24 protein-coding genes are annotated in these 24,227 nt (G+C 71.8%); 17 read left to right on the top strand and 7 right to left on the bottom strand.

The genetic code is table 11. The features are described from left to right. Positions 1 to 9: 9 nt before the first annotated feature. From AB0398_RS17320 to pstB, 7 genes are all read left to right on the top strand, one after another. Complete coding sequence (locus AB0398_RS17320; RefSeq protein ID WP_366375934.1) at positions 10 to 2,238, top strand: RNA degradosome polyphosphate kinase; 2,229 nt, start codon at positions 10 to 12, stop codon at positions 2,236 to 2,238. Continuing rightward, complete coding sequence (locus tag AB0398_RS17315) at positions 2,225 to 3,208, top strand: CHAD domain-containing protein (protein ID WP_366375933.1); 984 nt, start codon at positions 2,225 to 2,227, stop codon at positions 3,206 to 3,208. The genes AB0398_RS17320 and AB0398_RS17315 overlap by 14 nt, the downstream gene beginning before the upstream one ends. Next, a complete protein-coding gene (locus AB0398_RS17310; RefSeq protein ID WP_366375931.1) occupies positions 3,205 to 3,621 on the top strand; it encodes an NUDIX hydrolase in 417 nt (138 codons plus the stop codon). The genes AB0398_RS17315 and AB0398_RS17310 overlap by 4 nt, the downstream gene beginning before the upstream one ends. 279 nt (positions 3,622 to 3,900) lie before the next feature. Further along, a complete protein-coding gene (gene pstS / locus AB0398_RS17305; RefSeq protein WP_366375929.1) occupies positions 3,901 to 5,043 on the top strand; it encodes a phosphate ABC transporter substrate-binding protein PstS in 1,143 nt (380 codons plus the stop codon). Between the two features lie 111 nt (positions 5,044 to 5,154). Continuing rightward, positions 5,155 to 6,129 (top strand): phosphate ABC transporter permease subunit PstC, encoded by a 975-nt coding sequence (gene pstC / locus AB0398_RS17300; protein ID WP_121830844.1) that lies wholly within the window; start codon positions 5,155 to 5,157, stop codon positions 6,127 to 6,129. Continuing rightward, positions 6,126 to 7,199: a phosphate ABC transporter permease PstA gene (gene pstA, locus AB0398_RS17295; protein WP_366375927.1), complete on the top strand. Its 1,074-nt coding sequence runs from the start codon at positions 6,126 to 6,128 to the stop codon at positions 7,197 to 7,199. The genes pstC and pstA overlap by 4 nt, the downstream gene beginning before the upstream one ends. 24 nt (positions 7,200 to 7,223) lie before the next feature. Beyond that, entirely contained in the window at positions 7,224 to 8,000 is a 777-nt protein-coding gene (gene pstB, locus AB0398_RS17290) for a phosphate ABC transporter ATP-binding protein PstB (RefSeq protein ID WP_366375926.1), read from the top strand. A 197-nt stretch (positions 8,001 to 8,197) separates the two neighbouring features. On the opposite strand, the gene AB0398_RS17285 is transcribed toward pstB, so the two are convergent. Together AB0398_RS17285 and AB0398_RS17280 are read right to left on the bottom strand one after the other, a co-directional pair. Further along, positions 8,198 to 9,196 carry an inorganic phosphate transporter gene (locus AB0398_RS17285; protein ID WP_366375924.1) on the bottom strand — a complete coding sequence of 333 codons (999 nt, stop codon included), beginning with the start codon at positions 9,194 to 9,196 and terminating at the stop codon, positions 8,198 to 8,200. 6 nt (positions 9,197 to 9,202) lie between these two features. After that, entirely contained in the window at positions 9,203 to 9,823 is a 621-nt protein-coding gene (locus AB0398_RS17280) for a DUF47 family protein (protein WP_365548667.1), read from the bottom strand. A 192-nt stretch (positions 9,824 to 10,015) separates the two neighbouring features. Here AB0398_RS17280 and AB0398_RS17275 point away from each other — a divergent pair, with 192 nt between their 5' ends. Continuing rightward, on the top strand, positions 10,016 to 10,402 hold the full coding sequence (locus tag AB0398_RS17275; RefSeq protein ID WP_366375922.1) for a metal-sensitive transcriptional regulator: 387 nt from the start codon (positions 10,016 to 10,018) through the stop codon (positions 10,400 to 10,402). A 35-nt stretch (positions 10,403 to 10,437) separates the two neighbouring features. On the opposite strand, the gene AB0398_RS17270 is transcribed toward AB0398_RS17275, so the two are convergent. Continuing rightward, a complete protein-coding gene (locus tag AB0398_RS17270; protein WP_366375920.1) occupies positions 10,438 to 10,623 on the bottom strand; it encodes a hypothetical protein in 186 nt (61 codons plus the stop codon). Positions 10,624 to 10,789: 166 nt separating this feature from the next. Continuing rightward, on the bottom strand, positions 10,790 to 11,632 hold the full coding sequence (locus AB0398_RS17265) for a hypothetical protein (protein ID WP_366375918.1): 843 nt from the start codon (positions 11,630 to 11,632) through the stop codon (positions 10,790 to 10,792). A gap of 120 nt (positions 11,633 to 11,752) precedes the next feature. Between AB0398_RS17265 and AB0398_RS17260 the strand changes: the two genes are divergently transcribed. Continuing rightward, positions 11,753 to 11,920, top strand: coding sequence for a hypothetical protein (locus AB0398_RS17260; RefSeq protein WP_366375917.1), 168 nt, complete (start codon positions 11,753 to 11,755; stop codon positions 11,918 to 11,920). A 19-nt stretch (positions 11,921 to 11,939) separates the two neighbouring features. Here AB0398_RS17260 and AB0398_RS17255 read toward each other — a convergent pair whose 3' ends face one another. Both AB0398_RS17255 and AB0398_RS17250 read right to left on the bottom strand, forming a co-directional pair. Then, the gene (locus AB0398_RS17255) at positions 11,940 to 12,671 is read right to left on the bottom strand and encodes a phosphatase PAP2 family protein (protein WP_366375915.1); all 732 of its coding nucleotides are present in this window, start codon (positions 12,669 to 12,671) and stop codon (positions 11,940 to 11,942) included. Between the two features lie 206 nt (positions 12,672 to 12,877). Further along, entirely contained in the window at positions 12,878 to 13,837 is a 960-nt protein-coding gene (locus AB0398_RS17250) for a bifunctional lytic transglycosylase/C40 family peptidase (RefSeq protein WP_366376411.1), read from the bottom strand. Positions 13,838 to 14,297: 460 nt separating this feature from the next. On the opposite strand from AB0398_RS17250, the gene AB0398_RS17245 reads away from it, so the two are divergent. The 6 genes from AB0398_RS17245 (at position 14,298) to AB0398_RS17220 (ending at position 21,388) form a co-directional block, all read left to right on the top strand. Beyond that, a complete protein-coding gene (locus AB0398_RS17245; RefSeq protein ID WP_351972632.1) occupies positions 14,298 to 14,606 on the top strand; it encodes a hypothetical protein in 309 nt (102 codons plus the stop codon). A gap of 102 nt (positions 14,607 to 14,708) precedes the next feature. Beyond that, positions 14,709 to 15,545 carry a hypothetical protein gene (locus tag AB0398_RS17240; protein ID WP_366375913.1) on the top strand — a complete coding sequence of 279 codons (837 nt, stop codon included), beginning with the start codon at positions 14,709 to 14,711 and terminating at the stop codon, positions 15,543 to 15,545. Further along, positions 15,535 to 16,863, top strand: coding sequence for a hypothetical protein (locus AB0398_RS17235; protein WP_366375912.1), 1,329 nt, complete (start codon positions 15,535 to 15,537; stop codon positions 16,861 to 16,863). The genes AB0398_RS17240 and AB0398_RS17235 overlap by 11 nt, the downstream gene beginning before the upstream one ends. Further along, positions 16,860 to 18,413 (top strand): SCO6880 family protein, encoded by a 1,554-nt coding sequence (locus tag AB0398_RS17230; protein ID WP_366375910.1) that lies wholly within the window; start codon positions 16,860 to 16,862, stop codon positions 18,411 to 18,413. Before AB0398_RS17235 ends, AB0398_RS17230 begins: the two co-directional genes overlap by 4 nt. A gap of 20 nt (positions 18,414 to 18,433) precedes the next feature. After that, positions 18,434 to 19,828: an ATP-binding protein gene (locus tag AB0398_RS17225; RefSeq protein ID WP_366375909.1), complete on the top strand. Its 1,395-nt coding sequence runs from the start codon at positions 18,434 to 18,436 to the stop codon at positions 19,826 to 19,828. Positions 19,829 to 19,837: 9 nt separating this feature from the next. Further along, complete coding sequence (locus AB0398_RS17220; protein ID WP_366375907.1) at positions 19,838 to 21,388, top strand: type VI secretion protein; 1,551 nt, start codon at positions 19,838 to 19,840, stop codon at positions 21,386 to 21,388. 7 nt (positions 21,389 to 21,395) lie between these two features. On the opposite strand, the gene AB0398_RS17215 is transcribed toward AB0398_RS17220, so the two are convergent. Next, positions 21,396 to 21,959, bottom strand: coding sequence for a GNAT family N-acetyltransferase (locus AB0398_RS17215; protein ID WP_366375905.1), 564 nt, complete (start codon positions 21,957 to 21,959; stop codon positions 21,396 to 21,398). A gap of 200 nt (positions 21,960 to 22,159) precedes the next feature. Here AB0398_RS17215 and AB0398_RS17210 point away from each other — a divergent pair, with 200 nt between their 5' ends. Next, entirely contained in the window at positions 22,160 to 23,407 is a 1,248-nt protein-coding gene (locus AB0398_RS17210; protein WP_366375903.1) for a sensor histidine kinase, read from the top strand. A gap of 36 nt (positions 23,408 to 23,443) precedes the next feature. Beyond that, positions 23,444 to 24,118: a response regulator transcription factor gene (locus AB0398_RS17205; protein WP_366375901.1), complete on the top strand. Its 675-nt coding sequence runs from the start codon at positions 23,444 to 23,446 to the stop codon at positions 24,116 to 24,118. Positions 24,119 to 24,227 lie beyond the last annotated feature (109 nt).

Genomic DNA, 24,227 nt, shown 5'->3' with positions numbered 1-24,227 from the left:
AATGGGGTCATGAGCCAGCAGCCCGCCGAGGTCCCGGTCCAGTCCTCCGCCACGCCGTCGTCCTCCGCCCCCCTCGGTTCCATAGCCGCGCACCGTCCGCAGACGGCCACCGACATCGATTCCGGTCTGGACACCGATCCCGACGCCTACGAGAGCGACGGCGCGCTCGGCGACGAACTGCCGCAGGGGCGGTTCCTCGACCGGGAGCGCAGCTGGCTCGCGTTCAACGAGCGCGTCCTCGAACTCGCCGAGGACCCCACGACCCCCCTCCTCGAACGGGCGAACTTCCTCGCGATCTTCGCCTCGAACCTCGACGAGTTCTTCATGGTCCGGGTCGCCGGCCTCAAGCGCCGCATCGCCACCGGCGTCGCCACCCGCTCCGCCTCCGGCCTCCAGCCCCGCGAGGTCCTCGACCTGATCTGGACCCGCTCGCGCGAGCTCATGGCCCGGCACGCCGCCTGCTACCAGCAGGACGTGGCCCCGGCCCTGGCCGACGAGGGCATCCACCTGATCCGCTGGCCCGAGCTCACGGAGAAGGAGCAGGCCCGGCTCTTCACCCTCTTCCGCCAGCAGATCTTCCCCGTCCTCACCCCGCTCGCCGTCGACCCGGCCCACCCCTTCCCGTACATCTCGGGGCTCTCGCTCAACCTCGCCGTGGTCGTGCGCAATCCGGTCAGCGGCCACCGCCACTTCGCGCGCGTGAAGGTGCCCCCGCTGCTCTCCCGCTTCCTGGAGGCCTCCCCGCAGCGGTACGTCCCCCTGGAGGACGTCATCGCCGCGCACCTGGAGGAGCTGTTCCCCGGCATGGAGGTGCTCGCGCACCACATGTTCCGGGTCACCAGGAACGAGGACCTGGAGGTCGAGGAGGACGACGCGGAGAACCTGCTCCAGGCCCTGGAGAAGGAGCTCATGCGGCGCCGCTTCGGCCCGCCGGTCCGCCTGGAGGTCGAGGAGTCCATCGACCCGTACGTCCTCGACCTGCTCGTGCGCGAGCTGAAGGTCTCCGACGCCGAGGTCTACCCGCTGCCCGGCCCGCTCGACCTCACCGGCCTCTTCGGGATCTCCGGCCAGGACCGGCCCGAGCTGAAGTACCCGACGTTCGTCGCCGGCACCCACCGGGACCTCGCCGAGGTCGAGTCCGCGTCCGCGCCGGACGTCTTCGCCGCGCTGCGCGAGCGGGACGTGCTCCTGCACCACCCGTACGACTCGTTCTCCACCTCCGTCCAGGCCTTCCTGGAGCAGGCGGCGGCCGACCCGGACGTCCTCGCGATCAAGCAGACGCTGTACCGGACCTCCGGCGACTCCCCGATCGTGGACGCCCTCATCGACGCCGCCGAGTCCGGCAAGCAGGTCCTCGTCCTCGTCGAGATCAAGGCCCGCTTCGACGAGCAGGCCAACATCAAGTGGGCGCGCAAGCTGGAGGAGGCCGGCTGCCACGTCGTCTACGGCCTCGTCGGCCTCAAGACCCACTGCAAGCTGTCGCTCGTCGTACGGCAGGAGGGCGAGCTGCTCCGCCGGTACTCGCACGTCGGCACCGGCAACTACCACCCCAAGACGGCCCGGCTCTACGAGGACCTCGGCCTGCTCACCGCCGACCCGCAGGTCGGCGCGGACCTCTCCGACCTGTTCAACCGGCTCTCCGGCTACTCGCGGCGCGAGACCTACCGGCGCCTGCTGACCGCCCCGAAGTCGCTGCGGGACGGCCTGGTCTCCCGGATCACCAAGGAGATCGCCCACCACCGCGCCGGACGGCCCGCGTACGTGCGGATCAAGGTCAACTCGATGGTCGACGAGGCCGTCATCGACGCCTGCTACCAGGCCTCGCGGGCCGGCGTCCCCGTCGACATCTGGGTCCGCGGCATCTGCGCCGTACGGCCCGGGGTCGCCGGGCTCTCCGAGAACATCCGGGTCCGCTCGGTCCTCGGCCGCTTCCTGGAGCACTCCCGGATCTTCGCCTTCTGCAACGGCGGCGAACCCGAGGTGTGGTTCGGCAGCGCCGACATGATGCACCGCAACCTGGACCGCCGGATCGAGGCCCTCGTGCGGGTCTCCGACCCGGCGCACCGGGCCGCCCTCATCCGGTTCCTGGAGACCGGGATGTCCGACACCACCTCCTCCTGGCACCTGGGCCCGGACGGGAACTGGACGCGGCACGCGACCGATCCCGAGGGACGGCCCCTGCGGCACGTCCAGGAGATGCTCATCGACGCGCGGAGGCGCAGGCGTGCACAACCCTGACCAGTCGCAGGACGTCACGGCGGGCGAGGCCCTGTCCCCGTACCTCCACGCGCGGGCCGCGGACTTCCTCCGCGGCCTGCGCCTGCACGGCGAGAGCGGCTCCGACACCGCTGGGGCGGAGGAGGCGGCCCGTACGCTGCGGGCCGCCGCCCGGCGGATCGGCGCCACTCTCCACACCTTCCGGCCGCTGCTCGACGGCCCCTGGGCCGACGAGCTGCGCACCGAGCTGGCCTGGCTCTCGGGCACCCTGGCCGTGGAGCAGGCCTGCACCTCGCGCCTGGTCCGCCTGGTGGACGCGCTGTCCCGCCTGTCGAACGGCGGCGGGCCCGTCCCCGCCGCCCGCGGCAGCGAATCGGCCGGGCTCTCGGTCGGCGCGGCCCGGGCCGGCGCCCTCCTGGAGCGCCAGCTGACCCTGGCCCGTACGCGCGCCCACTCGGCGGCCCTCCAAGCGCTCGGCTCCGCCCGCTTCCACGCGGTCGCGGACGCCGTCGCCCTCCTCGCCTCGGAGGTCCCGCTCGGGCCCGCCTCCGCCGCGCCCGCCGCCGAGATCCTGGACGCCTCCGCCTCGGTGGCCGAAAGACGCCTCCTGGACGCGGTCGCCGCCCTCCCGCTGACCCGGGCGGCCCATCCGTACAACGCCGAGGCCCTCGCCCTCGCCGCCGGCGAGACCCAGGACGCGCCCTGGCACCAGACCCGGCTGCTGCTGCGGCTGCACCGGTACGCCACCGAGGCCCGGCACGCCAGGAGCGAACCGGACCCCGTCCTGTACGAGGCCACCCGCGCCCTGGACCGGCACCGCGACGCCGCCGAGGCCGCGTCGGCCGCCGCCACCGCCGCCCGCACCCCCCGCATCGCCCCGGCGACGGCCTACGCCCTCGGCGTCCTCCACGCCGACCAGCGCCACGAGGTCGAAGCGGCCCGCTTCGCCTTCCAGCGCGCCTGGCGCAGAACGACGGCCCCGGTCCCATGACCCCCCGCGACAACCCGATCCTGGCGGCGGGCTGCGTCCTGTGGCGCCCGTCGCCGTCGGGGCGGGGGATCGAGATCGCGCTGGTCCACCGGCCCAAGTACGACGACTGGTCGCACCCGAAGGGGAAGCTGAAGCGCGGCGAGACGGCGGAGGAGTGCGCGCGGCGCGAGGTCCTGGAGGAGACGGGCCGGCGCTGCGAGCTGGGCGCCCGGCTGTCCACGGTCCACTACACGGTGGCGGGCCGCCCCAAGGAGGTCGCCTACTGGTCGGCCCGCGCCCTCGACGGCGCCTTCACCCCGAGCCGCGAGGTCGACGCCCTCCTCTGGCTCCCCCCGGGCCGCGCCCGCCCCCGCCTGACCCGGCCGAGGGACCGCGACCTCCTGGACGAGGCGCTGGCGGCGACCCGTCGCTGAGACGATCCCCGGCCCAAGGCCGGAAGAGACCCGCGCCCCACCCCGCACGACAGCACCCGCCCCGGTCACCCCCGCCCCGGGGACTCGCACCGGGGCTTCCGGCACGGTTCACTTCCCGTTCACCCTCCCCCGTCGGCGGCTTCACCTGTTCTGCCTAATTTCGGCCTTACGAGGTGCTCGGAGCACAGTGAAGGCACCCGCCAAACCGACACACGCCGTCGTAGAACGTTCAGGACACTCGGTCCGCGACAAGACGGCTTCTGGAAGGAACACCCGAAAGTGAAGCTTTCGCGCAAGAACGGGCTTCGCGCCTCCGCGATCGGTGCCCTCGTCGTCTCCGGCGCCCTGGTCCTCTCGGCGTGTGGCTCGGACAACAACACGGCGACCCCGGACAAGAAGGACGGCACCTCGGCCTCCGCCGCCGCCTCGAACATCGCCTGCGAGGGCGCCAAGGGCCAGCTTCTCGCCGCCGGCTCCAGCGCGCAGAAGAACGCGATGGACCTGTGGGTCAAGAACTTCCAGGCCGCCTGCTCCGGCGTCGAGATCAACTACCAGGCCATCGGTTCCGGCGGCGGCATCACCAAGTTCAACCAGGGCCAGGTCGCCTTCGCCGGCTCCGACTCCGCGCTGAAGGAGGAGGAGGTCACCGAGTCGCAGAAGATCTGCAAGGGCGGCAAGGGCGTCAACCTGCCCATGGTCGGCGGCCCCATCGCCATCGGCTACAAGCTGGAGGGCGTGGACAACCTGGTCCTGGACGCCTCCACGATCGCCAAGATCTTCGACAACAAGATCACCAAGTGGAACGACGAGGCGATCGCCAAGCTGAACCCGGGCGCCAAGCTCCCCGACTCCACCATCCAGGCCTTCCACCGCTCCGACGAGTCGGGCACCACCCAGAACCTGGGCAAGTACCTCTCGACCGCCGCCGCGGCCGACTGGAAGCACGACCCGAAGTCGAAGTCGTGGCCCGCCCAGGGCGGCCAGGCCGCCAACGGCTCCTCCGGCGTCGCCACCGCGGTCAAGGACGCCGAGGGCTCCATCGGCTACTTCGAGCTCTCGTACGCCACCGCGAACAAGATCTCCACGGTCAGCATCAACACCGGTGCCGCCGCCCCGGTCGCCGCCTCCTCGGAGAACGCCTCCAAGGCCATCGCCGCCGCCAAGGTCAAGGGCACCGGCAGCGACCTGGCCCTCTCCCTCGACTACGCCACCAAGGCCGACGGCGCCTACCCGATCGTCCTCGTCACGTACGAGATCGCCTGCGACAAGGGCAACAAGGCGGAGACCCTGCCGACCCTGAAGGCCTTCCTCAACTACACGGTGAGCGAGGAGGGCCAGAAGGTCCTCGCCGACGCCGGCTACGCCCCGCTCCCGGCCGAGATCGCCGCCAAGGTCCGCACGATCGTCCCCACCCTGTCCTGACCCCCGGCCGGGCCGGCCCCTGACCTCCCGTGCAGGGGCCGGCCCGGCATCCGGTGCACCGCCGCCAGGAGCCCGTACACCCCGTACCGGCCCCGCAGACCGGAGAAGCAGATGGCCACCACCACACCAGAGCTCAAGAGGAGCCGGAGCGCCAAGAGCGCCTCCCGCCCCGGGGACCGCGTCTTCAGCGGACTCTCCCGAGGCTCCGGCATCACCCTCCTCGTCATCATGGCCGCGATCGCGGTCTTCCTCAGCTACCGCGCCGTCCTCGCCATCTCGAAGGACAGCACCAACTTCTTCACCACCTTCGAGTGGAACCCGGCCGGTGACCCGCCGGTCTTCGGCATCGCCGTCCTCGCCTTCGGCACCGTCGTCTCGTCGGTCGTCGCGATGGTCATAGCCGTGCCGGTCGCGATCGGCATCGCGCTCTTCATCTCGCACTACGCCCCGCGCAGGCTCGCCAAGCCGCTCGCGTACGTCGTCGACCTGCTCGCCGCCGTGCCCAGCATCATCTACGGCCTCTGGGGCGCGATCTTCCTCGTCCCCTACCTGGCCGGCCTGAACGAGTGGCTCGACCAGTACCTCGGCTGGACGTACATCTTCGACAAGTCCCAGGACGGCGTCGCCCGCAACCTCTTCACCGTGGGCATCCTCCTGGCGATCATGATCCTCCCGATCATCACCAACGTGACCCGCGAGGTCTTCCTCCAGGTCCCGAAGATGCACGAGGAGGCCGCCCTCGCCCTCGGCGCCACGCGCTGGGAGGTCATCCGCATGTCGGTGCTGCCCTTCGGCCGCTCCGGCATCATCTCCGCCTCCATGCTGGGCCTCGGCCGCGCGCTCGGCGAGACCATGGCCGTCGCCGTGGTCCTCTCCCCCAGCTTCCTCATCTCGGGCCACCTGCTCGACCCGGGCGGCGGCACCTTCGCCCAGAACATCGCCGCCAAGTTCAACGAGGCCAACGAGTTCGGCCGGGACGCCCTCATCGCGTCCGGTCTCGTCCTCTTCGCCATCACCCTGCTCGTCAACGGCGCGGCCCGCTGGATCATCGGCCGCCGCAAGGAGTACTCGGGGGCAGCGGCATGAGCCACGCCATTCAGGACCGTCCGCTCCCGGTGGCCCCGCGCCGCGGATCCCTCTCCCACGCCCGCCTCCCCCGCTGGACCCCGGCGGCCGTCGCCGCCGGCTCGATCCTCGCGGGCGTCGGCATCGGCCTCGCCGCCGGCTGGCACAGCAAGGTCCAGTGGGGCCTGCTCTCCGCCCTGCTCTTCGTCCTCGTCACGTACGCCCTGACCAGCAAGGTCGAGGGCCGCCGCCAGGCCAAGGACCGCGTCGCCACCAGCCTCGTCTGGGTCTGCTTCGTCCTCGCCGTCGTCCCGCTGCTCTCCCTCGCCTGGGTCACGATCAGCAAGGGCGCGACCGTCCTCGACGGCTACTTCCTGACCCACTCGATGAACGGCGTCCTCGACGCCGAGGCCGGCGGCGGCGTCTACCACGCACTGCTCGGCACCATCGAGCAGGTCCTCATCGCGACCGTGATCGCCGCCCCCATCGGCCTGCTGACCGCGGTCTACCTCGTCGAGTACGGCGGCGGGAAGCTCGCCCAGGCCGTCACCTTCTTCGTCGACGTCATGACGGGCATCCCGTCCATCGTCGCCGGCCTCTTCATCCTCGCCACCTGGAACCTGATCCTGGGCTTCGGCCCCTCCGGTTTCGCCGGCGCGATGGCCCTCGCCATCCTGATGATGCCGGTCGTGGTCCGCTCCACCGAGGAGATGCTCAAGCTCGTCCCGAACGAGCTCCGCGAGGCCTCCCTCGCCCTCGGCATCCCCAAGTGGCGCACCATCCTGAAGGTGGTCCTGCCCACCGCGATCGGCGGCATCACCACGGGCGTCATGCTCGCGGTCGCCCGCATCACCGGCGAGACGGCCCCCGTCCTGCTCCTCGTGTTCGGTACGAAGCTCATCAACCCGAACCCCTTCGAAGGCGCCCAGTCCTCCCTGCCGCTCTACGTGTACGAGCAGTACGCGGTCGGCACCGACGCCGCCGTGGCCCGCGCCTGGGCCGCCGCGCTCGTCCTGATCGCCTTCGTCATGATCCTCAACCTGGTGGCCCGCGGCATCGCCCGCTGGAAGGCCCCGAAGACCGGCCGCTGACCGCGGCAATTGGAAGTGATCCCCATGGCCAAGCGAATCGACGTCAGCGGCCTCTCCGCCTACTACGGCGCCCACAAGGCGATCGACGACATCTCGATGACCGTCGAGCCCCGCTCCGTGACGGCCTTCATCGGCCCCTCCGGCTGCGGCAAGTCCACCTTCCTGCGCACCCTGAACCGCATGCACGAGGTCACCCCCGGCGGCCGCGTCGAGGGCAAGGTGATGCTGGACGACGAGAACCTGTACGGCGCGAACGTCGACCCGGTCGCGGTCCGCCGCACGGTCGGCATGGTCTTCCAGCGCCCGAACCCCTTCCCCACCATGTCGATCTTCGACAACGTGGCGGCGGGCCTGCGCCTCAACGGCAACTACAAGAAGTCGCAGCTCAGCGACATCGTCGAGAAGTCCCTCAAGGGCGCCAACCTCTGGAACGAGGTCAAGGACCGCCTCAACAAGCCGGGCTCCGGCCTCTCCGGCGGCCAGCAGCAGCGCCTGTGCATCGCCCGCGCCATCGCGGTCGAGCCCGACGTCCTGCTGATGGACGAGCCCTGCTCGGCCCTCGACCCGATCTCCACCCTCGCCATCGAGGACCTGATCGGCGAGCTGAAGGAGCGCTTCACGATCGTCATCGTGACGCACAACATGCAGCAGGCCGCCCGCGTCTCCGACCGCACCGCCTTCTTCAACCTGGCGGCCGTCGGCCAGCCCGGCAAGCTGATCGAGCTGGACGACACGGAGCGCATCTTCTCCAACCCGAGCGTCCAGGCGACCGAGGACTACATCTCCGGCCGCTTCGGATAAAGGCCGTCTTGCGGTGCTGCATGGCGGTGCCACCGCACGACGAAGGGCCCGGCTCCCCTGGTGGGGGGCCGGGCCCGTTTCCGTACGCGAGCGTCTACCCGAAGCAGAGCTTCACCACGCCGCATCCCCCGGGGGACGACCCCCGGGCCCCCAGCAGTGCCGGGGCGCAGCGCCTGTCAGCCGTCAGCCGTCAGCCGTCAGCCGAAGCAGAGCTTCACCACGTAATAGCTCAGCGCAGCGACCACCGCCGCCGCCGGCATCGTGATGAACCAGCCCAGGATGATGTTCTTGGCGACGCCCCACCGGACCGCGTTGACGCGCTTCGTCGCGCCCACGCCCATGATCGCGGAGGTGATGACGTGCGTGGTCGAGATCGGCGCGTGAAACAGGAACGCCGAGCCGAACATGATCGACGCGCCTGTGGTCTCCGCCGCGAAGCCCTGCGGCGGGTCCAGCTCGATGATCTTGCGGCCGAGGGTCCGCATGATGCGCCACCCGCCCGCGTACGTGCCGAGCGACAGCATCACCGCACAGGCGATCTTCACCCACACCGGGATGTCGTCGCCGGCCTCCTGCACGTCGGCGATGACCAGGGCCATCACCACGATGCCCATCGTCTTCTGGGCGTCCTGGAGGCCGTGGCCGAGGGCCATGCCGGCCGCCGACACCGTCTGCGCGATGCGGAAGCCGCGCTTCGCCTTGTGCGGGTTGGCCTTGCGGAAGATCCACATGATCGCGCACATCACCAGGTAACCGGCCACGAGACCGACCACCGGCGAGATGAACATCGGGATGACGACCTTGTCGAGCACCCCGCCCCAGATGACCTCGGTGCCGCCGGCGAGGGCCGCGCCCACCATGCCGCCGAACAGCGCGTGCGAGGAGGAGGACGGCAGACCGAAGTACCAGGTGACCAGGTTCCAGATGATCGCGCCCACGAGCGCGGCGAAGAGGATGCCCATCCCCTTGTCGCCGGTGGGGGTCTCGATGAGCCCCTCACTGACGGTCTTGGCGACCCCCTGGCCCATGAAGGCGCCCGCGAGGTTCATCACCGCCGCCATCGCCAGGGCCGCCCGGGGCGTCAGCGCCCGGGTCGACACCGAGGTGGCGATGGCGTTGGCGGAGTCGTGGAATCCGTTCGTATACGTGAAGCCGAGCGCGACACCGATGGTCACGATCAGAGCGAAGGTGTCCACGAAGCCTCAGGACTCCTTGACCGCGATGGTCTCCACCGTGTTGGCCACGTGCTCGAACGCGTCGGCCGCCTCTTCGAGGACGTCCACGATCTGCTTGAGCTTCAGCACCTCGATGGCGTCGTACTTGCCGTTGAAGAGCTGGGCGAGCAGCTTGCGGTGGATCTGGTCGGCCTGGTTCTCCAGACGGTTGACCTCGATCCAGTACTCGGTGAGGTTGGACATCGTCCGCAGGTTCGGCATCGCCTCGGCGGTCAGCTCCGCCGCCCGCGCCAGGACCTCGATCTGCTGCTCGACGCCCTTGGGCAGTTCCTCGACGTTGTAGAGGACGACCAGGTCGACGGCCTCCTCCATGAAGTCCATGATGTCGTCGAGGGACGAGGCCAGGGAGTAGATGTCCTCGCGGTCGAACGGCGTGATGAAGGAGGAGTTGAGCTGGTGGAAGATCGCGTGGGTGGCGTCGTCGCCGGCGTGTTCCGCTGCCCGCATCCGCTCCGCGATCTCGGCCCGGGCGGAAGGCTCCGCCCCGAGCAGTTCCATCAGGAGCTTCGAGCCCGTGACGATGTTGTCCGCGGACGCGGCGAACATGTCGTAGAAGCTCGTCTCCCTGGGGGTCAGACGAAATCGCACGTGAGGTCCTCGGGGTGCTGGGTTGGGTCAGGCTGATGCTAGGCGCATCATCCGGCCACGGCTAACCGGCGTCCTCTCAGTGTCGCCCATCAGGCACAGTGATCTGCACGGGCCCCCGCCCGGTTCGGCGGGGATCGGTACCATATACCCACGAGGGGTATACACCCCCTTTCTGGACAACGGGAGGACGCGATGACGACCACCGAGGCGGACCAGGTCACCCCCGAGCCCGTCGAGGCCGTCGGGCCCGTCGAGACCGCCGCGGCGGCCGGCCACGAGCACGGTCACGAGCACGGCGTGCACGGCTACCACAAGCAGAAGGACGAGCACCTCAAGCGCCTCCGCCGGATCGAGGGCCAGATCAGGGGCCTCCAGCGGATGGTCGACGAGGACGTCTACTGCATCGACATACTCACGCAGGTCTCCGCCTCCACGAAGGCGCTCCAGTCCTTCGCGCTCCAGCTCCTGGAGGAGCACCTGCGGCACTGCGTCGCGGCCGCGGCGGCCAAGGGCGGCGACGACGTCGACGCCAAGGTCGAGGAGGCCACGAAGGCGATCGCCCGCATGCTGCGCACCTGAAACGCGGGGCGGGTCGGCCGGAAATCGCCGTTCGCTCAGCAGCCGCGCGCGGTCCGTTCCGCCGCCACCCTGAGCACCTCGTCTATCCGGTCGGCGCTGAGCCGCTCCCCGTCGGCGGCGGAGGCGGCGATGATGAGCTCGCCGCACAGCTCTATCTCGGCGAGGGCGACGCACTCCTGGTCTGCGGGCACGGTCGCGGTACCGGGCGGGGCCACGCGCATCCACCTCTTCCTGCCGGCGTCGGTCTCCCAGCGGTCTCCCAGCGTAGGGACGGTGCCACGCACCGCGCATGACACGTCTGGACCATTTGCCGATGGCCCGCGCCACCGTCGCCCGAGGCGGGGGCGGGGCCCTCCCCTCGTACGGGGTCCCGGCCCGCCCCTCCCCTCAGGTCTCGACCTTCCCGTCGTAGAGGTCCCGGCGGTCCGGCAGCACGACCCGGACGGGGACCCCGAAGCCGTACAGGAGCGTGGTCGACGCGACGGCGACCGTGCGGCCCTGGTTGCTGAAGCTGAACTGGTGGCGGACCTTCCGCAGCCGCCCCTCCCCGTCCAGGTACGCGTCGAACGGCACCGCGTCGTCGGAGAACCCTTTCGCCGCCGCGGCGAGCGCCCCGCGCAGCTGCGGCGACGCGGCCCGGGCCGCGTGCGCGATGTCGGCGACCCCCCGGTAGTGGCCGACCTTCACCCCCGCGAGGTCCACCTCGCCGACGTACGTGACCTCCCGGACGCCCCGCAGCAGTTCGGCCGCGGCGGCCGGGTCGGTGGCGCCGCCCGTGACGAGGTTCCCGTCGTCGAGGGCCGTGGTGTCGACGCGGACCCACTTGTCGGCGGGCACCCCGGCCCCGCGGTTCTTCATGTAGAGGGCGCCGGGGGTGAGGAGTTCGGTGATCGGCCGGTGGCCGCTCGTGCCGGCCGGGTCCTTGGGCAGCACCACCTGGAGGTGGCCGGTCCGGTGCCGGAAGTCGTAGCCGCCCTCGCCCCGGATGGTGACCCGGGTCCCGCCCGAGGCCATCTCCATGGCGGTGCTGGCCTTGGCGGTGCCGGCCCGCGCCAGCGCGTCGGCGGCGCCCCGCACGGCGAGCGCGGGATCGGCCGCGGGCCTGGGGCCCGGGGGCGCGGCGCACCCGGAGACGGCGGCGGACCCGACGAGGGAGCCGACCAGCACGACGGTGGCGGCGAACGCCCCGCTCCCCCGGCCCTGCGGACGCCCGTACTCCTGCACCACCATCGTCTGCCAACCCCCGTACCTCGCCGCTGTCCGTCCGGGACCGCCTCGCCCCCGGCCCGGGGGCGTCCGTTCCGGATAACGACGGTCCGGGCGAGCCGTCACGCGCAGTACGGTGGTCGCGTGCACGCGGAGGCTTCCCCCCACACCACCACCACGACGGAACGCGGCTCGTTCGCGCTGGCGCGCTGCAGCTGCGGCTGGTCGGGCCCGGCCCGCAGATCGAGGGACCGGGCGCGCACGGACGCGGCGGACCACTCCCGTACGGCGACGGAGCCGGACACCCCCTAGGGGGTCCGCTCACCCGTCGTCAGGCGGCCAGGTCCTTGCGGTCCTTGCGGCCGGTCCCGGCGGACGATCCGCCGACGCGGCACTCGGGGATGTCGACCGTCTCCGGAAGCCGCGCCGTCTCGGCCCGGCGGGAGCGGACGAGGCGGGCGGCGCGGCCCGAGCGGGCGACGGCGGAGACGACCGGGGTCAGCAGGGCGAGCGCGAGCGGGGCGAGGAGCAGCGCCACCGCCGTACCGAGGGCGAGGCCGCCGATGACGTCGGTCGGGTAGTGGACGCCCATGTAGACCCGGGCGAAGCCCTCGGCGAGGGCGAGTCCGATCGCGGCGAGACCGAAGCCCCGGTGGGCGACGAAGAGGCCGACGGCGAGGGCCATCGCGAGGGTGGCGTGGTCGCTGACGAAGGAGAAGTCGGTCTTGCCCCCGACGAGGACCTCCAGGCCCCGGTGGTCCACGAAGGGGCGGGGGCGCTCGACGAAGCCCCGGATGGGGATGTTGACCAGGAGGGCGGTCCCGGCGGCCAGCGGGGCCCAGACGAGACCGGCGACGGCCGAGACGGAGTCGTTGAGGGTGCCGCGCCGGCGGACGCTCCACCAGCACCCGAGCACGGTGAGGACGATCGCGAGGACGATCCCGTACTCGCCGACGTACGCCATGACGCGGTCGAACCACGGCGGAGCGGCCTTGGCCAGTCCGTTGATGTCGTAGAGCAGGCTGACATCGGGGTTCGAACCGTCCGATGCGAGTACAGCCATCTGCTGCGGCCCCTTGCTCTCGTTGTCTGCGGTTTCCAACCCCCGTGGTCAGAGCGGTCGGATCAGGGAACGAACCGCCTGAGGCGTGCGTTCCGCTCTCTCCGGTGGATCATGCCGACGTTATCGAAGAGTGACGGCCCGCCGCAGCTCAGGGCCTGTGCATGACGGAGAGTTCCGGCCATGTCCCGTACGCCCCGAACGCCTCCCTACGTCTGCGGCGGGTGCGTGGGCAGGGCGGCGGCGCCCTCCGGGGTGACCCGGGTGGCGCCGAAGTAGTCCGGGGTGTCGATCCGGTCGAAGCGGATCACCGCCCCGGTCCGCGGCGCGTTGATCATGTACCCGCCGCCGACGTAGACGCCGACGTGCCGGATGGCCCGCGAATTGGTCAGGTCGTCCGAGAAGAACACCAGGTCGCCGGGGAGCAGCTCCTCGCGCGAGGGGTGCGGCCCGGCGTTGTACTGGTCGTTGGCGACGCGCGGGAGCCGGATCCCGACGCTGTCGTACGCGGCCTGGGTGAGCCCGGAGCAGTCGAACCGGCCGTTCTGCGCGGCCGTGCCCGTACCGCCCCAGAGATAGAGGGTGCCGAGCTTCTGCTGCGCGTAGTGGATGGCCCCGGCGGCCTGCTGGGACGGGTCGACGCGGCCGAGGGGCCGGGCGAAGCTCTTCTCCAGGGACTTGATGATGCGGACGTAGTTCCGGGTCTCGCTGAAGGGCGGCACGCCGCCGTGCCGGATCACCCGGTACGCGCCCGCGTTGTACGCGGCCAGCATGTTGCTCGCCGGATCGCCGGGCACGTTCCGCACGTACTTGGCGAGCTCGCAGTCGTACGAGGCGGCCGACGGGATCGCGTCCTTCGGGTCCCAGATGTCCCGGTCCCCGTCCCCGTCCCCGTCGATGCCGTGGCTGGCCCAGGTGCCGGGGATGAACTGGGCGATGCCCCGGGCGTCGGCCGGGGAGACGGCCCGCGGGTTCCAGCCGCTCTCCTGGTAGAGCTGCGCGGCGAGCAGCGCCGGGTTGATGGCGGGGCAGAGGTTCCCCCACCGCTGCACGAGCCCCTGGTAGAGGGCCGGGACGGCGCCCTTGGCGAGCCCCACGGTGCCGTTCTTCCCGCTGCCCGCGCCGGCGGCGAGGCCCGAGGCCGCGGAGTACGTGCCGACGACGAGCATGGCCACGAAGGCGAGACAGACCCCGAAGGCCCCGCCGGCCACCCACCACGCCCTGCCCGCCCTACGGCCCGCCCTACGCACCGTCAACCACCCCTCGGCCCATGGCAGTACGCCCCGACGGGTCAGTCTAGGCGGCGAGGGGCTCCCTGGGGACGGTGCGCGACGACCTCGTCACGCGCGCCGCGCGTGCGCCCGCCCGTCAGACGCCCCAAGAGTGGAACAACGACGATCATTGCCCGGAGTCACCCTCCGTGATACACAGAGTGACGATACGCTTCTTCACACGGAAACCGGCCACACCATCGCAGGTCAAGGCGGTCAGACCGGTCAAGTGTGCGGGGATCGGGTAAAGAGAGCCGCCAAGCAGTCACACGCGAGCGGTTTCATCAGCGAAGATAGGGCGATGACCCGTGCCGTCCGGGAGGGGCGGCCAACAACCCATACAGGGGCGGTGAGTTACATGTACCTGGCGGCCAACAAGGGCGACATCACCACCATTATCGGTGGAATCGCCCCGAACTGGGGGCCCTTCGGGAGCCTGGGCAACGAAGCCAAGGTGATGATCGAGGTCGTGATGGCCGTGGCCATCCTGCTCTGCCTGGGCATCGCCATCTGGGGCGCGGCCAAGCAGCGCATCGGCGCGACCGCCCTCCGCGACACGTTCAGCGCGGAACAGGGCAAGGGCCTGATCGTGGCCGGCCTGACCGGCGTCTTCATCATCGGCTCGCTGGGGACGCTCTTCACCATCGTCTACGGGATGGCCGTCTGACGTCCCGTCGGACCGGTCTCCCGAGATTGTCCACCTGAACCTGATGCCCAGTCCTGTTGAAGCACGGCCGTACCCGCGAACGAGTGAGGGGGCGTACCCGGCATGAGTCCCGGCGACGAGCACGACAGCTTCGGCGGCGTGGGCGGCTCGGGCCAGACCCGGACCCGCCTGCCCGAGGGCAACAGCGGCGACGTGTACGGCGCCGGCCGCCGCCCCGTCCGCAGCTCCCGCTCCCTCGTCACGGTCGTGGGCGTGGTGGTCCTCCTCGTCGGCGCCATCGCCCTCGCCAACCGCGGCGGGGGCGACCCGGCGGACCCGTCGGCCCCCCGCGCGGGCACCCCGGGCAAGACGGCCCCCACGGCGGCGACGGGCGTCCCCCCGGTCACGGGCAGGAACGGCCCCATCCCCACGGGCCACGCCCGCGACGCACAGGGGGCCCAGAGCGCGGCGACGAACTACGCGGTGGCGCTGGGGTCGGCGGCGATGTTCCAGCAGGCGTCCCGCCACGACATCGTGCGCGCCGTCTACGCCCCGGCGGTCGTGGACGGCGTCCTGAAGACACTGGACGCCACCTACTCGGCCGCCCTCGCGAAGAGCGCGGGACTCGACGCGAACGGCGTCGCCCCCACCGGCACGACCCTGGTGTCCCGCACGGTGCCGATCGGCACCAGGATCCGGGAGTACACGGAGAACACGGCGACGGTCGAGGTGTGGTGCACCAACCTGGGCGGCCTCGCCGGCGCGGACTCGACCAGGCCCGTCACCTCCACCTGGTTCACCATCACGGAGAAGCTCACCTGGGTCGACGGGGACTGGCGCCTGGAGTCCTCCAGCCAGAGCGACGGACCCACCCCGGTCAACGGCGACAACCGCGCCTCCACCGCCGACGAGATCGCCGAGGCGGTCGAGGGATACGGAGGGTTCACCTATGCCCGCTAGTCGAAGCCTGGCGGGTCGCGCGACGGCCGCGCTCACCGTCGCCTTCCTCGGCGCACCGTTCCTGTTCGCGTCCCGCGCCCAGGCGGCCCCCACCCCGACCCCGTCGCCCACACCGTCTCCCGGCGCGAGCGACAACCCGTGCGCCCTCATCGTGGGAGAGGCCCGGGACCTGTGCGAGAAGGGCCAGTCCACCGGGACCGGCACGGCTCCCACCCCCGACCCGGCCGCCGCCCTCGACCCCCTCACCTCCCTCTCCCGAGGCTTCGCCGACGCCGCCACCGCCACCCTCGACTACCTCTCCAAGGCCGTCAAAGAGACCGCCGACGTGGACTTCACCAACATGGAGTTCCTCGGCCGCTACGCCGTCGTCTTCGCCGCCTCCACCGTCCTCACCCTCCTCCTCTGGCTCCTCGCCGTCGCCAAGCGCGCCATCCGCGGCGTCCCCCTCACCACCGCGCTCTCCGAAGCCATCGGCTTCCTCTGGCTGACGGTCCTCGCCTCCGCCTTCACCCCCCTGATCCTCTACACCGTCGTCAACGCCACCGACGCCGTCACCGAGGTCATCGCCTCCGGCACCGGACAGCAGACCGACGTCTTCTTCGGCAGCTTCAAGGAGGCCCTCCAGAAGGGCGACAGCATCGGCGGCGGCCCGATCATGCTGATCATCGTGTCCCTGGTGACCGTGATCGCCGCCGGCGTCCTCTACCTGGAGCTCTTCCTCCGCGCCGTCATGCTGTACGTCGGCGCCCTCCTCGGCGTCGTCGTCTACTCCGGCCTCGTCGACAAGAACATGTGGGGCCACGTCCGCCGCTGGGCCGGCATCATGATCGCGATCATCATGGTCAAGCCGGTCATCGTCATCGTCCTCGGCCTCGCCGGCGCCCTCTCCTCCGGCACCGGCCCGGACTCCTTCTCCGCCGTCGTCTCCGGCCTCGCGATCATCCTGCTCGCCATCTTCGCCTCCGCGATGATCTACCGCTTCGTCCCCGGCTTCGGCGACGAGATCGCCGCCTCCCGCAACAACCGCCTCCACCGCGCGGGAGAGAACACCGCCGCCGCCGTCATCTCCTCCCCCGCCTCCCTCGTCTCCCAGGGCATCAAGACCCACAGCTCCCGCGGCGACGGCGGAGGCGGCGACGGCGGCCGGTCCGCGGCCCCCCGCCCCGCCAACCAGCTCTCCGGCGGCATGGCCGCCCACAGCAGCCGCGGCGGCGCCGGCGGCGGAGGCGCGACACCGCCCCCGGCCCCCCGCAGCAGCAGCCCCACCGCCGGAACCCCGCACGGCAACCGCAAGAACTCTGGAGGTGCAGGGCGTTGACGACCCAGTCCCAGCCGGTCGCGCCCCGCCGCACGTATCTCGTCGGCCGCGCCCGGCCGAACGCGATCGTCGGCAAGAACCGCGAGACCGGCGAGATCGCCCTGATCATCGTCGGCGCCTTCCTCGGCATGATGAGCGGACTCCTCGTCCCCCTCCTCCCCCTGCGGATCGCCCTCCTCGCGGGCCTGCCCATGCTCGCGATCGCCGCCGTGTACCTCCCGTACAAGGGCCGCACCTTCTACAAGTGGTTCGAGATCAACCGCAGCTACAAGCGCATGCTCAAGCGCGGCACCGCCTACCGCTCCTCCGTCGTCGAGGCCGGCACCCGCCTCGACGGGCGCGAGGTCGAGATCGGCCCGCCCCCCGGCATCGGCCGCGTCGGCTGGCTCTCCGCCCCCTTCGGCCCCGACGAGATCGCCGTCCTCCTCCACGCCGACCGCCGCACCGTCACCGCCGCCATCGAGATCGAGGGCCCCGGCGTCGGCCTGCGCGACAGCGAGGACCAGGAGGCCCTGGTCGACCGCTTCGGCACCCTCCTCAAGCACGTCGCCAACGGCGACGGCTTCGTCACCCGCCTCCAGATGCTGGCCCGCACCCTCCCCGCCGACCCCGACGCGCACGCCAAGGACGTCGGCCAGCGCGGCGACCCGCACGCGCCCCCGTGGCTCCAGGAGTCCTACGACCAGCTCCAGTCCATGGTCTCCACCTCCAGCGAGCAGCACCGCGCCTACCTCGTCGCCTGCATGCACTACACCCGCGAACTCGCCGCCGAGGCCAACGCCATGGCCCGCGCCGCCAAGCACGCCTCCGGCGCCCGCCGCCTCGACCGCGACGCCGGCATCGCCGTCGTCATGGCCCGCGAGCTCACCGACATCTGCGCCCGCCTCGCCGAGGCCGACATCCGCGTCCGCCAGCCCCTCGGGCAGTCCCGGCTCGCCTCCCTCGTGCACTCCATGTACGACCCGGACCACCCCATCGACCACATCCAGGCCATGACCAAGCGCAACGCCTGGCCGGCCGAGCTGGACGCGATGGAACCGACGTACCTCCAGGCCAAGACCCGCGAGTCCTCCACCCGCGCCCCCTGGTGCCACGCCACCGCCTGGGTCAAGGAGTGGCCGATGACCCCCGTCGGCGTCAACTTCCTCGCCCCGCTCCTCGTCCACACCCCCGACGTCATCCGCACGGTCGCCGTCACCATGGACCTGGAGCCCACCGAGGTCGCCATCGAGCGCATGCTCACCGAGAAGACCAACGACGAGGCCGACGCCAGCCGCGCCGCCAAGATGAACCGCACGGTCGACCCGCGCGACATCGCCGCCCACGGCCGGCTCGACCAGCGGGGTGAAGATCTCGCCAGCGGCGCTGCCGGAGTGAACCTCGTCGGGTACATCACGGTGTCGTCGCGTTCCCCCGAGGCCCTCGCCCGGGACAAGCGCACGATCAGGGCCTCCGCCGGCAAGTCGTACCTGAAGCTGGAGTGGTGCGACCGCGAGCACCACCGGGCCTTTGTGAACACCTTGCCGTTCGCGACCGGCATCCGCCGCTAGGGCCGAAGGGGCACAGACCCATGCGAGATCCGCTGTCCGTCCTCACCGAGGCCTTCACCTCCTTCCTCTTCGGGAAGGTGGAGACGACCCGCCTGCCCGTCCGCACCTCCACCGGACAGGCCCAGGCCGTCTACCTGCCGACCGCGGCCCCCGGCCTCGGCGACTCCGGCGTCATCATCGGCCGCGAGGTCTACAGCGGCAAGGGCTACATCTACGACCCCTTCCAGCTGTACGGCCAGCAGCTCCCCGCCCCCCACTGGCTGGTCCTCGGCGAGTCCGGCAACGGCAAGTCGGCCCTGGAGAAGACGTACGTGCTCCGCCAGCTCCGCTTCCGGGACCGGCAGGTCGTCGTCCTCGACGCCCAGGGCGAGGACGGCGTCGGCGAGTGGAACCTGATCGCCCAGGAACTGGGGATAACCCCCATCCGCCTGGACCCGATGGTCGCCAACGACGCCGGGATCCGCCTCAACCCGCTCGACCCGTCGATCACCACCACGGGCCAGCTCGCGCTGCTGCGCACCATCATCGAGGTGGCGATGGGCCACGGCCTCGACGAGCGCTCCGGCTTCGCCCTCAAGGTCGCCCACGCGTACGTGACCCACCACGTCACCGAACGCCAGCCGATCCTCACCGACATCGTCGAGCAGCTCCGCCACCCCAAGGCCGAGTCCGCCGAGGCGATGAACGTCGCCATAGACGACGTACGCGCCTGGGGCCTGGACGTCGCCCTCGTCCTGGACCGCCTGGTCGACGGCGACCTGCGCGGCATGTTCGACGGCCCGACGACCGTCGGCATCGACCTCGACGCGCCCCTGATCGTCTTCGACCTCTCCCACATCGACCGCAACTCCATCGCCATGCCGATCCTCATGGCGATCGTCGGCGTCTGGCTGGAGCACACCTGGATCCGCCCCGACCGGAAGAAGCGCATCTTCCTGGTCGAGGAGGCCTGGCACATCATCAACAGCCCGTTCGTGGCCCAGCTCTTCCAGCGCCTCCTGAAGTTCGGCCGGCGCCTCGGCCTGTCCTTCGTCGCGGTCGTCCACCACCTCTCCGACGTCGTCGACGGAGCGGCGGCCAAGGAGGCGGCGGCGATCCTCAAGATGGCCTCGACCAGGACCATCTACGCCCAGAAGGCCGACGAGGCCCGCAACACCGGCCGGGTCCTCGGCCTGCCCCGCTGGGCGGTCGAGATCATCCCGACCCTCACCCCCGGCATCGCGGTCTGGGACGTCAACGGCAACGTGCAGGTGGTCAAACACCTCATCACCGAGAAGGAACGCCCGCTCGTCTACACCGACCGCGCCATGACCGAGTCCTCGGTCACCGACCCGGAACTGGAGTGGGAGACGGAGCAGCGGGCCATGCTCGTCGAGCAGCAGATGAACGGCTCCTCGCAGTCGACGGTGGCATAGGCGGCACGGATGGAAACGGCACGGAAGGGGGGAGGGATCTCGGACGGGCTGCTGCTCAGCCTGTTCGCCCTCCTCCTCTGCCTCACGGTCCTGGTGTGGACGGCGACCGGTCTGGCGGGCCTGTTCGCCCACGGGTCCTGGCCGGACGGCGTCGCCTACACCGGCACGCCGTCGGCCCTGCGCTCCCTGGCGACGGCCCCGACGGACCTCCCGGCCGCCTGGCCGGCCGCCCCGCCGGACCGGCTCTCGGGGTACGGCCTCTTCTGGGGTCTCCTGATCGGCGAGGCGATGATCCTCCTCGTCCTCGCGGTCTTCGCCTTGGGCACGGTGACCCGCTGGCGCGCGGTCCGCGCCCACCGGAAGGCGGGCGCGTACGGGCCGCCGACGGACCATCCCGTACGGGAGCCGGTACCGACCCCCACGGACACGACCGCCCCCGAACCGTCGTTCCGGACCCCCGCCGCCGCAGGCGCGGCCCCCGCCACCCAGCCCGAGCCGCACACCCGGGAACCCGCCCCCGCCCCCCTGGGCCCCGTACGGGAGACCCCGAGGCCGCTCCTCGCCCCGGCCGAGCCGCAGATCCCTCCGCAGCCCCACCCCGCCACGCCTGGGCACCCGGCCCCCGCAGGCGCCCCCGGCACCCTCTTCGGCCCGCCCGAGGTCCGCCGCCCCGCCGCCGTCCGGGCGGTGCGGGACGCCGAGGGCCCGGTCCTCGTCGTCACCTCCGACCCCGCCGTCTGGTCGGAGACCAAGGACGCGCGCGGCAAGCTCGGCCCGGTCCTCGTCTACGACCCCGGGCACCTCTGCGACACCCCGGGCCGGCTCCACTGGTCGCCCGCCGAGGGCTGCGAGGACGCGGAGACCGCCCAGGCCAGGGCCGCCGCCCTGCTCGCCCCGGTCCGCCCGCACTCCCGGCTCGACGCGGCGACCGCCGACACCGCGGAAACGCTCCTGCGCTGCTGGCTGCACGCGGCGGCCGTCGACGGCCGCCCCTTCCGCCAGGTGCACCGCTGGGCCCAGGGCTCCGACGCCCACGAACCCGTACGGATCCTCCGCAGCCACCCCAGGGCCGTGTCGGGCCTGGCCGGACTGCTCGAATCCGCCCTGACCGCCCACCCCGAAAGCCGCCGCCTGGCACAGGAGCTGACGGCCCGTGCGTTCTCGGCCCTCTCCACGGTCCACATCAGGGAGGCCTGCACCCCGAATCGAACGGATTCGCTGGCCCTGGCATCTTTCCTCCCCGAAGGGGGCACCCTCTACGTGGTGGGTGAATCGATCGAGGACCCCCGTACCCACCCCGGCGCGATGCCGCTCCTGACGGCGCTCGCCGCAAGCGTGGTCGAGCACGGCCGCCGCATGGCCGCACGGTCATCCGACGGTCGGCTCGACCCACCACTCACCCTGGTGCTCGACGATGTCGCCGCCGTCGCCCCGTTCCCCGCCCTCCCGGCCCTCCTGGCCGACGGCGAAGGCCGGGGCCTGCCCGCCCTGGCCCTGATGCGCTCCCGCGAACAGGCCAGGACCCGCTGGCCGAACGACGTCCTGACCCCACGGGGTTAGAGCCGGTTCAGGAGACGGGCCGCTCCACCGCGTACTCCACCTCCTGCGCCGACCCGCTCCCCGGCACCGCCACCCGCTCGCCCGTCGGCGCGAACCCGAACCGCCGGTAGAAGGCCGCCGCCCGCGCGTTCTCCTCGTGCACGTACAGCCGCACCCGCTCGACCACCGGCTCCGCCAGCGACCAGGACCACTCCACGCCCGCCCGGAACAGCGCGTCGATCACGCCCGTCCCGCGCGCCTCGGGACGCACGTACACCCCCACGACGTGCGTCTGGTCCACCTTCGCCGGCTCGCCGAACCGCACCTCGTCCGAGGGCCGCTCCACGAGCAGCGTGATCGTGCCCGCCCAGGAGCCGTCCGGCCCCTCGGCCACGAACTGCCGCACCGTCCCTGCACCGCTCTCGGACGAGTCCTCCGCCCGCTCCCGCCAGAAGGAGTCGGGCCGCTCGACGGCCGCCCCGTACGTATCGAGGAACGCCAGGTGCGCGACCGGATCCCGGAGGGCGGCGAGACGGATCTCGCGGGCCTTCTCCCACTCGTCGGCGCGGATGACACGTATCAGACAGTCCATGGCCCAGATCCTGACGACGGACACACGCCCCTGACAAGGCATTTCCCAAGCCGCACGCCCCGCGCGCCGTACCCCGGTACTACGCCCGCCCCCCGCACACCACCCCGGTCCGACGCCCCGCCCCTCCCCGCCCCCTAGGGTCGAAGGCGTGAGCCGAGCCCCCTTGCTCAAGTGCCGTGACGTGCGAGGAAGATGACGACGTGACGACGGAGACGGAAGAACACCCGGGCGGAACCGCGGACACGGGCCTCAGCCGCCACGTCCACCGTCTCCTCACGCGCGTACGCGCCTTCGACGCCCGCCGCCCCTGGCCGTGGGACACGGCGGTGACGTCCTGCTGGGTGGTGGCCGCGCTCGTGGACGCGGCGGGCGGCTGGCGGAACACCGCCCCGGACCCGACCCTGCCGGCCTGGTGCGTGACCGCCCTCGGCCTGGCCCTGACCGTGCCGCTGTACTGGCGCCGCCGCCACCCCGTGCCCGCCCTGGCCGTGATGGCGGGCGCGGCGCTCGTCAGCGACGCCTCGGGCGCCTTCCTCCAGGCCTCGTACCTCCAGCTGCTCCCGGTCTTCCACATCGCGCTGCTCCGCCCGCCCCGCGCCCTCCTGTGGGCCCTCGCCCTGCTCCTGCCGCCCCTGGTGACGGGAGCCGTCCGCTTCGCCCCGGGGAGCTGGGACCAGCGGGTCGTCCCCGCCCTGTGGGCGTACGCGCTCGTCGCCCTCCTCGGCATCACGGTCCGCTCCCGCAGGGACTACACGGCGGGCCTCGTCGACCGGGCCCGCCGCCTGGAGACCGAGCGGGACCAGGAGGTCCGGCTCGCCGCGGCGGCCGAACGGACCCGCATCGCCCGCGAGATGCACGACATCATCGGCCACAACCTCTCGGTCATCACCGGCCTCGCGGACGGCGGCCGGTACGCGGCGGCCAAGAACCCCGAGCGCGCCGCCCAGGCCCTCGACGCCATCGGCACGACGAGCCGCGAGGCCCTCGCCGACCTCCGCCGCCTCCTGGGCGTCCTGCGCGACGACGAGCAGGAGGCGGTACGGGACCCCCAGCCGACCCTGGCGGACCTGGACGCCCTCCTCACCGGCGTACGCGAGGCGGGCCTGCCGGTCCGCCTCGACACCCGCGCCGAGCCTCCCTCCCATCCCCTCTCCCCCGGCGCCCAGCTGACGGTCTACCGGGTGGTGCAGGAGGCCCTGACGAACACCCTCAAGCACGCGGGCCCCGACGCGAAGGCGACCGTGCTCCTCACGTACGCCCCCGGGGAGGTACGGGCGGAGGTCACCGACACGGGAACGGGCACCGCCCGAGCGCCCGGGGGCCAGGGCCAGGGCCTCACCGGCATGCGCGAGCGCGCGGCCCTCTACGACGGCACACTCGACTGCGGCCCGCTGCCGGTCGGCGGCTGGTCCGTCCGGCTCCGCATCCCCCTCCGCACCGCCCTCTGACCGAACCGCCCACCGAATCCCGGGAGATCCCCCCTCGTGACGACCGTTCTCATCGCGGACGACCAGCCGATGCAGCGCTTCGGCTTCCGCATCCTGCTGGAGAGCCAGGACGACATGACCGTCATCGGCGAGGCGCCGAACGGCGCCGAGGCGATCCGCCTGGTCGACTCCCTCCGCCCCGACGTCGTCCTGATGGACATCCGGATGCCGGGCCTGGACGGCATCGAGGCGACCCGCCGCATCATCGCCACGGGAGCCCGCTCCCGCATCCTGATCGTCACCACCTTCGACCTGGACGCGTACGCGTACGACGGCCTGCGCGCCGGCGCCAGCGGCTTCCTGGTGAAGGACGCCCAGCCGGAGGAACTCCTCGCCGGCATCCGCGCGGTGGCCGCCGGCGACGCGGTCGTCGCCCCGAGCCTCACCCGCCGCCTTCTGGACGCCTACATCCACCACCTGCCGCGGCAGACCCCCGTGGAGGAGCCCGACGGCCCGGAGGATCCCCGTCTCGCCGCCCTGACGGAGCGGGAACGCGAGATCCTCACGGTCATCGGCCGGGGCTGGACGAACACCGAGATCGCCACCCGTCTCCACCTCGCGGAATCCACGGTGAAGACCCATGTGAGCCGCATCCTCGCCAAGACGGGCGCCCGCGACCGCGTCCAAGCGGTCATCCTGGCGTACGACACCCAGCTCGTCGCGCCGGCCTGAAAAGGAAAGGGGGTGAACGCAGAAAAGCCCCGCACCAGAAGGTGCGGGGCTTTCCCACAATGATTGTTCGGCGGTGTCCTACTCTCCCACAGGGTCCCCCCTGCAGTAC

The sequence above is a fragment of the Streptomyces sp. NPDC086147 genome (genome assembly GCF_040702165.1).
Taxonomy (GTDB): domain Bacteria; phylum Actinomycetota; class Actinomycetes; order Streptomycetales; family Streptomycetaceae; genus Streptomyces.
The sequence above is the reverse complement of the archived record's forward strand: the minus strand, read 5'-3'. Positions and strand labels throughout refer to the sequence as shown.

Coding starts and splice junctions, on each gene's coding strand:
- AB0398_RS17320 (WP_366375934.1), top strand. CDS start 10: ATGAGCCAGCAGCCCGCCGAGGTCCCGGTCCAGTCCTCCGCCACGCCG.
- AB0398_RS17310 (WP_366375931.1), top strand. CDS start 3,205: ATGACCCCCCGCGACAACCCGATCCTGGCGGCGGGCTGCGTCCTGTGG.
- pstC (WP_121830844.1), top strand. CDS start 5,155: ATGGCCACCACCACACCAGAGCTCAAGAGGAGCCGGAGCGCCAAGAGC.
- pstA (WP_366375927.1), top strand. CDS start 6,126: ATGAGCCACGCCATTCAGGACCGTCCGCTCCCGGTGGCCCCGCGCCGC.
- pstB (WP_366375926.1), top strand. CDS start 7,224: ATGGCCAAGCGAATCGACGTCAGCGGCCTCTCCGCCTACTACGGCGCC.
- AB0398_RS17275 (WP_366375922.1), top strand. CDS start 10,016: ATGACGACCACCGAGGCGGACCAGGTCACCCCCGAGCCCGTCGAGGCC.
- AB0398_RS17270 (WP_366375920.1), bottom strand. CDS start 10,623: ATGCGCGTGGCCCCGCCCGGTACCGCGACCGTGCCCGCAGACCAGGAG.
- AB0398_RS17265 (WP_366375918.1), bottom strand. CDS start 11,632: ATGGTGGTGCAGGAGTACGGGCGTCCGCAGGGCCGGGGGAGCGGGGCG.
- AB0398_RS17255 (WP_366375915.1), bottom strand. CDS start 12,671: ATGGCTGTACTCGCATCGGACGGTTCGAACCCCGATGTCAGCCTGCTC.
- AB0398_RS17250 (WP_366376411.1), bottom strand. CDS start 13,837: ATGCTCGTCGTCGGCACGTACTCCGCGGCCTCGGGCCTCGCCGCCGGC.
- AB0398_RS17245 (WP_351972632.1), top strand. CDS start 14,298: ATGTACCTGGCGGCCAACAAGGGCGACATCACCACCATTATCGGTGGA.
- AB0398_RS17240 (WP_366375913.1), top strand. CDS start 14,709: ATGAGTCCCGGCGACGAGCACGACAGCTTCGGCGGCGTGGGCGGCTCG.
- AB0398_RS17235 (WP_366375912.1), top strand. CDS start 15,535: ATGCCCGCTAGTCGAAGCCTGGCGGGTCGCGCGACGGCCGCGCTCACC.
- AB0398_RS17225 (WP_366375909.1), top strand. CDS start 18,434: ATGCGAGATCCGCTGTCCGTCCTCACCGAGGCCTTCACCTCCTTCCTC.
- AB0398_RS17220 (WP_366375907.1), top strand. CDS start 19,838: ATGGAAACGGCACGGAAGGGGGGAGGGATCTCGGACGGGCTGCTGCTC.
- AB0398_RS17215 (WP_366375905.1), bottom strand. CDS start 21,959: ATGGACTGTCTGATACGTGTCATCCGCGCCGACGAGTGGGAGAAGGCC.